The sequence below is a fragment of the Salmonella sp. SAL04196 genome, from assembly GCF_046550835.1.
In the GTDB taxonomy this organism is placed as follows: Bacteria; Pseudomonadota; Gammaproteobacteria; order Enterobacterales; family Enterobacteriaceae; genus Salmonella; species Salmonella enterica.
Window position 1 is genome coordinate 165,286 of record NZ_JBGDXE010000006.1, and the last position, 12,362, is coordinate 177,647.

General features: G+C 50.5%; 14 protein-coding genes. 8 read left to right on the forward strand and 6 right to left on the reverse strand.

The window, feature by feature from the left end:
- Nucleotides 1–60: 60 nt before the first annotated feature.
- On the reverse strand, nucleotides 61–1,362 hold the full coding sequence (gene dcuA, locus ACLJPE_RS19295) for an anaerobic C4-dicarboxylate transporter DcuA (RefSeq protein WP_000637595.1): 1,302 nt from the start codon (nucleotides 1,360–1,362) through the stop codon (nucleotides 61–63).
- Nucleotides 1,363–1,476: 114 nt separating this feature from the next.
- Nucleotides 1,477–2,913, reverse strand: coding sequence for an aspartate ammonia-lyase (gene aspA, locus ACLJPE_RS19300; RefSeq protein ID WP_000069440.1), 1,437 nt, complete (start codon nucleotides 2,911–2,913; stop codon nucleotides 1,477–1,479).
- 340 nt (nucleotides 2,914–3,253) lie between these two features.
- Between aspA and ACLJPE_RS19305 the strand changes: the two genes are divergently transcribed.
- On the forward strand, nucleotides 3,254–3,730 hold the full coding sequence (locus tag ACLJPE_RS19305; protein WP_039513737.1) for an FxsA family protein: 477 nt from the start codon (nucleotides 3,254–3,256) through the stop codon (nucleotides 3,728–3,730).
- A gap of 58 nt (nucleotides 3,731–3,788) precedes the next feature.
- Here the strand turns inward: ACLJPE_RS19305 and yjeH are convergent, their stop codons facing one another.
- Nucleotides 3,789–5,030 carry an L-methionine/branched-chain amino acid transporter gene (gene yjeH, locus ACLJPE_RS19310; protein WP_023205022.1) on the reverse strand — a complete coding sequence of 414 codons (1,242 nt, stop codon included), beginning with the start codon at nucleotides 5,028–5,030 and terminating at the stop codon, nucleotides 3,789–3,791.
- A 275-nt stretch (nucleotides 5,031–5,305) separates the two neighbouring features.
- On the opposite strand from yjeH, the gene ACLJPE_RS19315 reads away from it, so the two are divergent.
- From ACLJPE_RS19315 to ACLJPE_RS19325, 3 genes are all read left to right on the forward strand, one after another.
- Nucleotides 5,306–5,599, forward strand: a complete 294-nt coding sequence (locus ACLJPE_RS19315) for a co-chaperone GroES (RefSeq protein WP_000027827.1) — start codon at nucleotides 5,306–5,308, stop codon at nucleotides 5,597–5,599.
- Nucleotides 5,600–5,642: 43 nt separating this feature from the next.
- Nucleotides 5,643–7,289: a chaperonin GroEL gene (groL, locus tag ACLJPE_RS19320; RefSeq protein WP_000729126.1), complete on the forward strand. Its 1,647-nt coding sequence runs from the start codon at nucleotides 5,643–5,645 to the stop codon at nucleotides 7,287–7,289.
- Nucleotides 7,290–7,532: 243 nt separating this feature from the next.
- Nucleotides 7,533–7,886 (forward strand): DUF4156 domain-containing protein, encoded by a 354-nt coding sequence (locus ACLJPE_RS19325; protein ID WP_000558210.1) that lies wholly within the window; start codon nucleotides 7,533–7,535, stop codon nucleotides 7,884–7,886.
- A gap of 47 nt (nucleotides 7,887–7,933) precedes the next feature.
- Here ACLJPE_RS19325 and ACLJPE_RS19330 read toward each other — a convergent pair whose 3' ends face one another.
- Entirely contained in the window at nucleotides 7,934–8,791 is an 858-nt protein-coding gene (locus tag ACLJPE_RS19330) for a YjeJ family protein (protein ID WP_001229229.1), read from the reverse strand.
- A 281-nt stretch (nucleotides 8,792–9,072) separates the two neighbouring features.
- A complete protein-coding gene (gene epmB, locus ACLJPE_RS19335; RefSeq protein WP_017441214.1) occupies nucleotides 9,073–10,101 on the reverse strand; it encodes an EF-P beta-lysylation protein EpmB in 1,029 nt (342 codons plus the stop codon).
- A gap of 40 nt (nucleotides 10,102–10,141) precedes the next feature.
- Between epmB and efp the strand changes: the two genes are divergently transcribed.
- From efp to ecnB, 3 genes are all read left to right on the forward strand, one after another.
- On the forward strand, nucleotides 10,142–10,708 hold the full coding sequence (gene efp, locus ACLJPE_RS19340; RefSeq protein WP_000257282.1) for an elongation factor P: 567 nt from the start codon (nucleotides 10,142–10,144) through the stop codon (nucleotides 10,706–10,708).
- A gap of 60 nt (nucleotides 10,709–10,768) precedes the next feature.
- A complete protein-coding gene (locus tag ACLJPE_RS19345) occupies nucleotides 10,769–10,903 on the forward strand; it encodes an entericidin A/B family lipoprotein (protein WP_001670700.1) in 135 nt (44 codons plus the stop codon).
- A 107-nt stretch (nucleotides 10,904–11,010) separates the two neighbouring features.
- Nucleotides 11,011–11,157 carry a lipoprotein toxin entericidin B gene (gene ecnB / locus ACLJPE_RS19350; protein ID WP_000239598.1) on the forward strand — a complete coding sequence of 49 codons (147 nt, stop codon included), beginning with the start codon at nucleotides 11,011–11,013 and terminating at the stop codon, nucleotides 11,155–11,157.
- 30 nt (nucleotides 11,158–11,187) lie between these two features.
- On the opposite strand, the gene ACLJPE_RS19355 is transcribed toward ecnB, so the two are convergent.
- Nucleotides 11,188–11,775 carry a helix-turn-helix transcriptional regulator gene (locus ACLJPE_RS19355; RefSeq protein WP_000912959.1) on the reverse strand — a complete coding sequence of 196 codons (588 nt, stop codon included), beginning with the start codon at nucleotides 11,773–11,775 and terminating at the stop codon, nucleotides 11,188–11,190.
- Between the two features lie 256 nt (nucleotides 11,776–12,031).
- On the opposite strand from ACLJPE_RS19355, the gene sugE reads away from it, so the two are divergent.
- On the forward strand, nucleotides 12,032–12,349 hold the full coding sequence (gene sugE, locus ACLJPE_RS19360; RefSeq protein WP_000118469.1) for a quaternary ammonium compound efflux SMR transporter SugE: 318 nt from the start codon (nucleotides 12,032–12,034) through the stop codon (nucleotides 12,347–12,349).
- Nucleotides 12,350–12,362 lie beyond the last annotated feature (13 nt).

The following is a 12,362-nucleotide window of genomic DNA, read 5'->3' on the forward strand; positions in this document are numbered from 1 at the left end:
CAGGATGTTAGTCAAAGGGCGGGAGAATGCGGGGCGTGATACGCCCCGCGGGTGAAACACTTACAGCATAAAGCTGCCCAGCAGGAAGCCGAAGCAGACAGCCAGAACGACGCCCAGGGTGCCTGGGATGAAGAACGGGTGGTTAAAGACGAATTTACCGATACGGGTTGTACCGGTGTCATCCATCTGTACCGCCGCAACCAGAGTCGGGTAGGTCGGCAGAATGAACAGGCCGGAAACGGCGGCGAAGGAAGCGACTGCCGTCAGCGGAGAGACGTTCAGCGCCAGCGCCATCGGCATCAGCGCTTTCGCCGTTGCCGCCTGAGAGTAGAGCAGCGCGGAAGCAAAGAAGAAGATGACGGCCAGCAGCCACGGATGACCCTGGATGACGCTACCCGCAGTGTCTTTGATCCAGTCGATGTTAGCGGATACGAAGGTATCGCCCAGCCACGCCACGCCCAGAATACAGATACAGGCGCTCATCCCTGCTTTAAAGGTGCTGGAGTTGAGGATGGCGTCAGTTTCCACTTTACACAGGATGGTGGTCAGCGTTGCGACGCTCAACATGATGATCAAAATAGCGTTGGTGGTGTTCATCAGCGGTTTCTCAACCAGGCCGAGGCTCGGACTGTTAACAATCGCATAAACAACCACGCAGATAACGCCCAGCAGGAACAGCCAGACGGAATTTTTTGCCATCGGTTTGATTTCAATCTGCTTTTCACCACGCAGTTCAATCAGCCCTTCTTCCAGACGCTTGCGGTAAATCGGGTCGTCCGACAGTTTGGAGTTGAACAGCATAGTGACCAGGAAGGACATCACCAGCACCGCCAGCAGCGTAGAGGGGATAACCACGGACAGCAGGTGAATGTAGCTAATGCCATGACCTTCCATAACAGAAGACATATACACCACGGCCGCAGAAATCGGCGAGGCGGTAATCGCAATCTGCGCGGATACCACGGCGGTCGAGAGCGGACGGCAAGGTTTGATTCCCTGCTCCTTCGCGACTTCAGCAATAACCGGCAGCGTTGCCAGGGAAATGTTCCCGGTACCAGCAAAAATAGTCAGGAAATAGGTCACAATCGGTGCGAGGATAGTGATGTATTTCGGGTTCTTACGCAGCAGTTTTTCCGTCTGGTTTACCAAATAATCCAGACCGCCCGCGACCTGCATAGCAGAGATCGCGGCGATAACCGCCATGATGATGGAAATGACATCGAATGGAATTGTCCCTGGCTTCACGCCGATGGCGGCAAGTACCAGAACACCCAGCCCACCAGCGAATCCAATACCGATGCCCCCAAGTCTGGCGCCCAAAAAGATTGCCAGCAAAACAATGATAAGTTCGACAACTATCATATTAGCCTTCCTTGTTGTTTAACAAGTTGATATTAAATTGTTGTTATTTGGTAACTTCTTGTAAGAAAAAAGGCACGTCATCGTGACGTGCCTCTTTGGTACTACCCTGTACGATTACTGTTCGCTTTCATCAGTATAACGTTTAGCTTTATAAGCCGGGTGCATCAAGTTCTGTACGGAGAAAATATCGTCCAGCTCGGCTTCCGTTAACAGGCCGCGCTCCAGCACAACTTCACGTACGCTCTTACCGGTTTCAGCACAGATTTTACCGACGATGTCGCCGTTGTGGTGGCCGATGAACGGGTTGAGGTAAGTGACGATACCGATGGAGTTATAAACGTACCCTTCGCACACTTCTTTATTCGCGGTAATGCCGTTAACGCATTTTTCCAGCAGGTTGTAGCACGCGTTGCTCAGAATGTGGATGGATTCGAACATCGCCTGACCGATAACCGGCTCCATAACGTTCAGCTGCAACTGACCGGCTTCCGCCGCCATCGTAACGGTGGTGTCGTTACCGATGACTTTAAAGCATACCTGGTTTACGACTTCCGGTACAACCGGGTTCACTTTGGCTGGCATGATGGAAGAGCCCGCCTGCAGTTCCGGCAGGTTGATCTCGTTCAGGCCGGCACGAGGACCAGAAGAGAGCAAGCGCAGGTCGTTACAGATTTTGGACATCTTCACTGCCAGACGTTTCAGCGCGCTGTGAACCATAACATACGCGCCACAGTCAGATGTCGCCTCAATCAGATCTTCCGCCGGAACACAGGCGAAACCAGTGACTTCAGCCAGTTTTTTCACCGCCAGCGGAGAGTATTCTTTCGGCGTGTTCAGACCGGTACCGATTGCCGTTGCGCCAAGGTTGACTTCCAGCAGCAGCTCAGCAGTACGCTCGATGCTTTTCACTTCTTCTTTCAGCAGGATGCTGAACGCACGGAATTCTTGACCAAGCGTCATCGGTACGGCGTCCTGCAACTGGGTACGACCCATTTTCAGGATGTCCTGGAATTCAACCGCTTTACGTTCGAAACCTTCACGCAACTGGTTGATGGCATCGATCAGTTTGACGATAGAGGCGTAAACCGCTACACGGAAGCCTGTCGGATAGGCATCGTTAGTGGATTGACATTTATTCACGTGGTCGTTCGGGTTCAGGTACTGATATTCACCTTTCTGATGACCCATCAGTTCCAGCCCGATGTTGGCCAGCACTTCGTTGGTATTCATGTTGACGGAAGTGCCCGCGCCGCCCTGGTAGACATCTACCGGGAACTGATCCATGCACTTACCGTTGTTAAGGACTTCATCACATGCGGCAATGATGGCGTTCGCCACACTCTTAGGAATGGTTTGCAGCTCTTTGTTGGCCAGCGCCGCCGCTTTTTTTACCATAACCATGCCACGCACAAATTCAGGGATGTCGCTGATTTTGTTATTGCTAATGTAGAAGTTTTCAATCGCTCTCAGAGTGTGAACACCATAGTAGGCTTCAGCTGGAACTTCCCTGGTACCCAACAGATCTTCTTCGATACGAATGTTGTTTGACATGTGAACCTTCTTTTTCAAGCTGCCAATGATTTTTACTTTAAAACACACAGGATATATGTGATTTCGAATGTTTTCTGACCGACGATTATCCCCTCCATCGGCCTGATAAACGAGATCATATGCTGGTTCAGAATTCCTACCGTAATCTGGATCACTTAAAGTGCGGGAATTTACCCCTTATTTATTATTTTGTGAAATAGGTCACCGCTTTAGTATTACTACCTAAAATAGGTGTACAAACCACTTGAAATTTTGCTACGCACCACCATATCGAATCGATGCGAATCGCAACCCCATTCAAATGGTCGTCGCAGACGGCCATGACTTACAGGAGAGTCCTTTGCGCTGGATACCCTTTTTAGCTGTCTTTCTCTATGTTTACATTGAGATTTCTATCTTTGTCCAGGTCGCCCATGTGCTTGGTGTCCTGATGACGCTAATCCTGGTGATTTTTACGTCTGTTATCGGTATGTCGCTGGTACGTAACCAGGGTTTTAAAAACTTTTTGCTGATGCAACAAAAAATGGCGGCCGGTGAGAGCCCGGCGGCAGAAATGATTAAGAGTGTATCGCTGATCATCGCTGGCTTACTGCTCCTGTTGCCGGGGTTTTTCACCGATTTTCTCGGCCTTCTCCTTTTGTTACCGCCGGTGCAAAAACATTTGACGCTGAAGTTGCTGCCGCATTTACGTTTTTCCCGGATGCCGGGCGGCGGGTTTAGCGCGGGTACTGGCGGTGGCGAAACATTTGACGGCGAGTATCAGCGTAAAGATGACGATCGCGATCGTATTGAACATAAAGACGATCGTCGGGATTAAAGGTAGAAATGTTGGTCGGATAAGTCGCACGAGGCGTTATCCGGCCAGCGGATGCGTCTTACGCCATGCGTTTTCGCTTCGGTAAAAACAGCCATAATGCAGCCAGCATGATAATGGCATATAAGCTTTTCCACCCCAGCATTGCCAGCAATAACAGGCACAGTAGACAACCCGTCACCGCCAGTGCATAGCAACGCCCTTTCAACAGTCGACAGCCCGCCAGCATACAAAGCAGATAGAGCATAATAAAAATACCGTTAGCATAGACGATCAGCGCATTGAGGTTAATCTTCAGGGCGTAGACGACCAGGGAACTCACGCAACAACAGACCAGAATAACGTTCAACGCGTGCAAGGGAAGGCGCCCGGGAGAGAGTTGAGCCAGATAGTGATCGGGCTGATATTGCATTTGCGTCCATATCAGACGCGCAAAACTCTGAGCATACACATTCAGGCTGGCAAAGCAGGTGAGATAACCAATAATGCAGGCTACCCACAACGCCTGGATACCGAAGAGATGAACAATAATAAGCGGTAGCGATGCTGTTGCCGCTATCTTGTCGCTATAGACGCCAAAATGCAGCACCACGGCGGTACAGGCCCAATAAATGGCGCCGGCCAGCATCAGGCCAATGATCAATGCGCGCGGAAAATCACGTTCAGGATTTTTAAATTCAGATGACAAATGCGTAAACGCCTCAATTCCCACAAATCCCCAGAACATGATCGCCAGGGCGGTACACAGCCGGGAAAAGGTAATTTCGTTTGCGGCTGGGAAGGTGATATCTGCAGGTTTAATCGCGCCTTTCCACAGAATGGCGGCAATAAGCGCGATAATTAATCCAGCGATAATGGCTTGCAGGTTGGCGCTGGAGCTGGCGCCGCGCGATCCCATAAACCATAGTAAACCTAGAGTACCCAGCTCCCCAAATAAGAGCTGTTCGCTTTGCCAGCCAAACAGCGCCTGGCCGAAACCCACCGCAATATGCAAGGCTGCGGGAAAACTAACAGGAATGACTGATAAAAACAGCCAACTGATCACCCGTTGCAGACGCGGGCCAAATGCCATCCCGACAAAATGCGCTACGCCGCCAGCGTGTGGAAAATGACGCCCCAGCACAGCAAAGACAATCGCAATAGGGAAAATCAAAATAATGAGTAGCGGCCATGCCCAAAGGCTGATGTTGCCTGCCGCCAGCGCAGCCAGCTCTGGAAGCGCAAAAACGCCAGTCCCTAATAATGATGTGGTTAACAAGATAACGCCCTGAACCAACCCAAGCTCTTTTTTTAGTTCATTCATCAGCTCATTATCCGGCGGCATTGTAACGTCAGGTGACGACAGACATTTTTAAGCGTATCACACACGCCTTTTCTTATAGCAGGATGTTCTAAACCTTGGGTAAACGTGAGATAAGTAGCGTTTTTACCGCTTTTTTCGCTCAGAAGAATTTTTTTTCATCTCCCCCCTTGAAGGGGCAAAACCCCATCCCCATCTCTCTGGTCACCAGCCGGGAAACCGTTTACGGGCCGGCGTCACCCATAACTGATAATGACTTTCTCAAAGGAGAGCTATCAATGAGTATTCGTCCGTTACATGATCGTGTGATCGTCAAACGTAAAGAAGTTGAGTCCAAATCTGCTGGCGGCATCGTACTGACCGGTTCCGCAGCGGGTAAATCAACTCGTGGCGAAATCATCGCTGTCGGTAAGGGTCGCATCCTGGACAACGGTACTGTACAGCCGCTGGACGTGAAAGTTGGCGACATCGTTATTTTTAACGATGGCTACGGTGTGAAATCTGAAAAGATCGACAATGAAGAAGTGTTGATCATGTCTGAAAGCGACATTCTGGCAATTGTTGAAGCGTAATCCGCGAACGACACTGAACATACGAATTTAAGGGAAAGAGAAAATGGCAGCTAAAGACGTAAAATTCGGTAACGACGCTCGTGTGAAAATGCTGCGCGGCGTAAACGTACTGGCAGATGCAGTGAAAGTAACCCTCGGTCCGAAAGGCCGTAACGTGGTTCTGGATAAATCTTTCGGTGCGCCGACTATCACTAAAGATGGTGTTTCCGTAGCGCGTGAAATCGAACTGGAAGACAAGTTTGAAAACATGGGCGCGCAGATGGTGAAAGAAGTTGCCTCTAAAGCGAACGACGCTGCAGGCGACGGCACCACCACCGCGACCGTACTGGCGCAGTCCATCATTACCGAAGGCCTGAAAGCCGTTGCTGCGGGCATGAACCCGATGGACCTGAAACGTGGTATCGACAAAGCGGTTGCTGCTGCGGTTGAAGAGCTGAAAGCCCTGTCCGTACCGTGCTCCGACTCCAAAGCGATTGCTCAGGTAGGTACTATCTCCGCTAACTCCGACGAAACCGTAGGTAAACTGATCGCGGAAGCGATGGATAAAGTCGGGAAAGAAGGCGTCATCACCGTTGAAGACGGTACCGGTCTGCAGGACGAACTGGACGTGGTTGAAGGTATGCAGTTTGACCGCGGCTACCTGTCTCCTTACTTCATCAACAAGCCGGAAACTGGCGCAGTAGAACTGGAAAGCCCGTTCATCCTGCTGGCTGATAAGAAAATCTCCAACATCCGCGAAATGCTGCCGGTTCTGGAAGCCGTTGCAAAAGCAGGCAAACCGCTGCTGATCATCGCAGAAGATGTTGAAGGCGAAGCGCTGGCTACCCTGGTTGTTAACACCATGCGTGGCATCGTGAAAGTGGCTGCGGTTAAGGCACCGGGCTTCGGCGATCGTCGTAAGGCGATGCTGCAGGATATCGCTACCCTGACCGGCGGTACCGTAATCTCTGAAGAGATCGGTATGGAGCTGGAAAAAGCAACCCTGGAAGACCTGGGTCAGGCGAAACGCGTTGTGATCAACAAAGACACCACCACCATCATCGATGGCGTGGGTGAAGAAGCTGCAATCCAGGGCCGTGTTGCTCAGATCCGTCAGCAGATTGAAGAAGCGACCTCCGACTACGATCGTGAAAAACTGCAGGAGCGCGTAGCGAAACTGGCAGGCGGCGTTGCGGTAATCAAAGTTGGCGCTGCGACCGAAGTTGAAATGAAAGAGAAGAAAGCCCGCGTTGAAGATGCCCTGCACGCGACCCGTGCTGCGGTAGAAGAAGGCGTGGTTGCCGGTGGTGGCGTTGCGCTGATCCGCGTTGCTTCTAAAATTGCTGACCTGAAAGGCCAGAACGAAGACCAGAACGTGGGTATCAAAGTTGCGCTGCGCGCAATGGAAGCTCCGCTGCGTCAGATCGTGCTGAACTGCGGCGAAGAGCCGTCTGTTGTCGCTAACACCGTTAAAGGCGGCGACGGTAACTACGGTTACAACGCAGCAACTGAAGAATACGGCAACATGATCGATATGGGTATCCTGGACCCAACCAAAGTTACCCGTTCTGCGCTGCAGTACGCGGCTTCTGTGGCTGGTCTGATGATCACTACCGAGTGCATGGTGACCGACCTGCCGAAAAGCGATGCTCCTGATTTAGGCGCTGCTGGCGGCATGGGTGGTATGGGTGGTATGGGCGGCATGATGTAATTGCCCACACTCTGCATCCTTCAGGCTGCAGATGCGTTGGCTAACCCCAGTCACTTACTTGAGTAAGTGACTGGGGATTAACAAACTGGCCGCCTTCCTGCAACCAGAATGATTTGGGTGCTTATCTCCCAGAATTGAGAAACCCCCGGGCAGAAATGACCGGGGGTTTTTCTTTTAGTCATCTTTTTAGTATAAGATTCAGATACGGACAAAACGTCCAGCTCATTGATTATGGGGAATAACATGCACGTGAAATATTTAGCAGGGATCGTTGGCGCCGCGCTGCTGATGGCGGGTTGTAGCTCCAGCAACGAACTTACCGCTGCCGGCCAAAATGTACGCTTTGTCGAAGATAAGCCAGGCGCGGAATGCCAGCTTATTGGTACGGCAACCGGTAAACAGAGTAACTGGTTTTCAGGCCAGCACGGCGAAGAGGGTGGCTCAATGCGTGGCGCAGCGAACGATCTGCGTAATCAGGCGGCCGCGATGGGTGGAAACGTGCTGTATGGCGTAAGTAGTCCGTCGCAGGGCATGTTGTCCAGTTTTGTCCCGACGGCCAGCGAGATGAACGGCCAGGTTTATAAATGTCCGAACTGATATGTCTGAATCGTAACGCCCTCTGAAAGATTCAGAGGGCAATATGGTTAGCGTTTTTCCTGCGATGATGCCATGCGTAGATTATGCAACGCGCGCATGCATTGATCTTGCGTCAGACGCGCTGCTTTACCGGTTCTAAGCGTTCTGACAAAAACCTTACACGGTTTTCCTTCCAGCTTTTTAAGACGCGGGCTGAAATTCAGCAAGCGGCGTGATATCGCTTCAGCTTCTTTAGAGCCTGACTGACTGCGGGTCTTAATGATGGTGCCGCAATCATGCGATTGTCCTGCCTCATCCGTATAACGATAAACGAGCGCTAAATAATGGTTATACAGATTATGTTTCCAGTCAGGCTGGTTATAGGTATCGAATTCGATATTACCGTTTTCCAGGCAGTCAGCATCGTATAATGGTAAAAAGTCCAGCATTGAAGAAATACGCAATGCGAGCTCACGCATTTCGGCATTATTAATGGCGTGAATAATAGCCATCACCAGAACTTCAACCTGCCACTCACCGACCTGTAAATCAAGATGGCTACCATTGTGCAGCTTTAACGTAAAGGTTAATACTTTTTCTGTATTATCGCTCAACGCTAAAGATTCAACACGCTGATTAACATCGGCGTTTTCCAGCTCTTCACGGAGTATTGCCGGAATATTCTCATGCATTTTAAGCACATGACTGCTTTTGGCTTTCTGGCGTTTTTCCTGCTCTTGTTCCGGAAGCGAGTGTTGTAAATAAAGCCGGTGTTCAAGGCCGATCAACAAGTCTCGCAGCGCGAGCACAGGAAAGAAAAGCAGTGTTTCTTTATTTCTCAGTGACTTCACCTTAAGCGCCAGCGCGATAAACTTATCATTGTGACGAATAACGCCGGTATTTAGTCCCTTAATCGTTAAGGCCATGTCAATTCTCCACAAATATAAAATAATTAAATGTTTTACTGCAATGTATTTGATATATAAATTGTTTATGCCGTCCTATAAAAAGGAGAACCAGTATAATTCGAAAATGCAGTACACGCTAAGCGAGTCCTAAAACGGACTTTATTGAAAAGAGAGTAGCGGAAAGGTGTATTTAACGAAGGTTAGTTTATCCTCGCCAGAGGGTGAGGAGAATCGTGGGGGAATCTCCTCGTAATATTGCGCGGTAATATTTTTCGTCGTCCCTGACGCGCCCGCGAGGATTAGCACTGCCGAAGCTGTAAATCCAGCGGTGTTTTGCTCGGTTCGCCGCCGATTTCACGCGCCAGTCTTGGCACCATATAGCCGGATACCAGCGTGAGCAGTTCGCGCATGATTTGCCGGGCTTCGTCATCGGTGACCATAAAATGCGCGGCGCCCTGCACTTTATCCAGCACATGCAGGTAATAGGGCATCACGCCGGCGTCAAATAGCGCGTTGCTCAGATTCGCCAGCGTTTGCGCGTTATCATTCACGCCACGCAGCAGGACGCTCTGGTTGAGAAGCGTGACGCCCACGTGGCGCAGTTTCTTCATCGCCAGGCAGAATGCCTCGTCCACTTCATTAGCGTGGTTGATATGGTTCACCAACAAAATTTGCAGACGTGACTGGTCAAAGCGGGCGACCAGTTCGTCAGTAATGCGTGCCGGGATGACGATAGGCAACCGACTGTGGATGCGTAGCCGCTTGACGTGCTTAATGGCTTCCAGTTGCGTGAGCAGCCAGTCCAGCTCATGATCTTTCGCCATCAGCGGATCGCCGCCGGAAAAGATGATCTCATCCAGTTCCGGGTGTGCGGCGATATACTCCAGCGCGACTGTCCAGTTGCGCTTATTGCCTTGATTCTCCGCATACGGGAAGTGACGACGGAAACAGTAGCGGCAATTTACCGCACATCCGCCTTTTACCAGCAATAGCGCCCGGTTTTGGTATTTATGCAATAATCCTGGCACCACGCTGTGTTGCTCTTCCAGCGGGTCGGTGGAGAAACCGGGGGCGACAATAAATTCATCCCGGGACGTCAGCACTTGACGTAACAGAGGATCGTCAGGGTTGCCCTTCTCCATGCGCGCAATAAAAGCGCGCGGCACGCGGAGGGCAAACAAGCGCCTGGCGTCCTGTCCTGCCCGGAGGTTTTCATCAGCTTCAATCTGTAAAAGATGCAGCAGTTCGTCGGGATTGGTCACAACATCGGCAAGTTGCGCTAACCAATCTTCTCGCAATGGGGTATTTAGGGTTACAATATGCGCCATTTTGTGGCTTAGCTACCAGTTAACAATTTCAGAGGGCCTTATGGCGACTTACTATAGCAACGATTTTCGTTCCGGTCTTAAAATCATGTTGGATGGCGAACCTTATGCGGTTGAATCCAGTGAATTCGTGAAACCGGGTAAAGGCCAGGCGTTTGCCCGCGTTAAGCTGCGCCGTCTGCTGACCGGCACGCGCGTTGAGAAAACCTTCAAATCGACCGATTCCGCAGAAGGCGCGGATGTAGTCGATATGAACCTGACTTACCTGTACAACGACGGTGAGTTCTGGCATTTCATGAACAACGAAACCTTCGAACAGCTGTCTGCAGATGCCAAGGCTATCGGCGACAACGCAAAATGGCTGTTGGATCAGGCGGAATGCATCGTAACCCTGTGGAACGGTCAGCCTATCTCTGTCACTCCGCCGAACTTTGTTGAACTGGAAATTGTTGATACCGACCCAGGTCTGAAGGGCGATACCGCAGGTACTGGCGGCAAACCAGCCACGCTGTCTACTGGCGCAGTGGTTAAAGTTCCGCTGTTCGTGCAGATTGGCGAAGTGATCAAAGTCGATACCCGTTCCGGCGAATACGTATCCCGCGTAAAATAATTTACGTTATCGGGAAAAATGGTGCAGCGTATGCTGCGCCATCCTATTTTTCGCGCCTCAATGATGAAACGCTTTATCTGCCTTGTCGCGCTGGTTCTTCTTACCGGCACATTATTAACGGCATGTAATACCGCCCGCGGCTTCGGCGAAGATATTCAGCATCTTGGCCACGCCATCTCCCGCGCAGCCAGCTAATCGCTTCTCGTCTTCCTAAAATTAGTCGATCGCCCGTCATTTTCTGGGATGTTGTCTATTATTAAGTTGCTATACACAAACAACATTGGCTAGAAAAGGAAGACATTATGGTTAAAAAGACAATTGCAGCGATCTTTTCTGTTTTGGTACTTTCCACTGTATTAACTGCTTGTAATACCACGCGCGGCGTGGGCGAGGACATCTCGGACGGTGGTAGTGCGATCTCTGGCGCTGCAACCAGAGCTCAGCAGTAATCATCAACGGTACGGCATGGCGTCGTACCGTTAATCGATTTTCTCCGGAAGCATAAGAAAGGGAGAATACCGGTTATCCATATGAAGTTTCATACGGATATTACGCTTATAGGTGTAAACCGTTTTCCCGTGAATGCCAAGCGCATACGCAATCTCTTTATTGCTGGTGCCTTCCGTCCACATCGCGAGCACCTTTTCCTCCTGCGGAGAGAGCAATGGCGTGGCGCTTTCCGGCGCTTCCTGCAGTGGATGAGTATATAGCGCTCCTTTAATTCGTTGTGCAAGCTCATGTAAAGGCGTGTGTTTAGATAACACCGCATGACTGGCATATTGCGGTCTGTACGGCATATTCCCTGACTGTAATAATACCAACGGCGTCATCCTGCAGGCGGCAAAAAATGCATTGATAGGCTGTTCGGGTAAGGCATCGTTGAGAAAACCATATAAATCAGCGATAACCAGATGGGGCTTCCATTGCAGAATATGTTCTTTCGCCAGTATAAGGTTATTCATCCCGGATACCAGCAGTGAAGAACTGAGCACATCAGTGTGATTAAGCCAGGCCTCCATGCCCGTACGGGTAAAGTGGCATCGGTCTATCACTAAAATTTTCAACATAGTTTTTTGCACCCGGAAGTAGATAAAGCACTTTCTTTCCCAGAAGGCGTTCCATCATAGAGAACTCCTGTGGGCGCTAAATGCGAAAACTACGCGGCTTAAAAGGGCCAATTCCCGCCTTTAGACGGAAAAAAATAAAAAGGTTGAAATTCATTTTCTCTCAGGCAAAAATGGCTTTTCATCCGTGTACGTTACAGGACGACCTGTAAACGCTATTCTCACCGGGGACGGCCCCATTAATTATCTGGAGCCTGCTATGTCCTGGATCATTCTATTAATCGCTGGTTTACTTGAAGTGGTATGGGCTGTCGGCCTGAAGTATACCCACGGTTTTTCTCGTCTGACCCCCAGTATTATCACCATTACGGCCATGGTTATCAGTATGGCGTTACTTTCCTGGGCAATGAAAACGCTGCCCGTTGGAACGGCGTACGCCATCTGGACCGGCATCGGCGCCGTCGGGGCGGCAATCACCGGTATCCTTCTGCTGGGCGAGTCTGCCTCACCGGCGCGTTTGCTCAGTCTTGGCTTGATCGTCGCGGGTATCATTGGGCTAAAACTCAGTGCGCATTAATTCGTCGCTGACA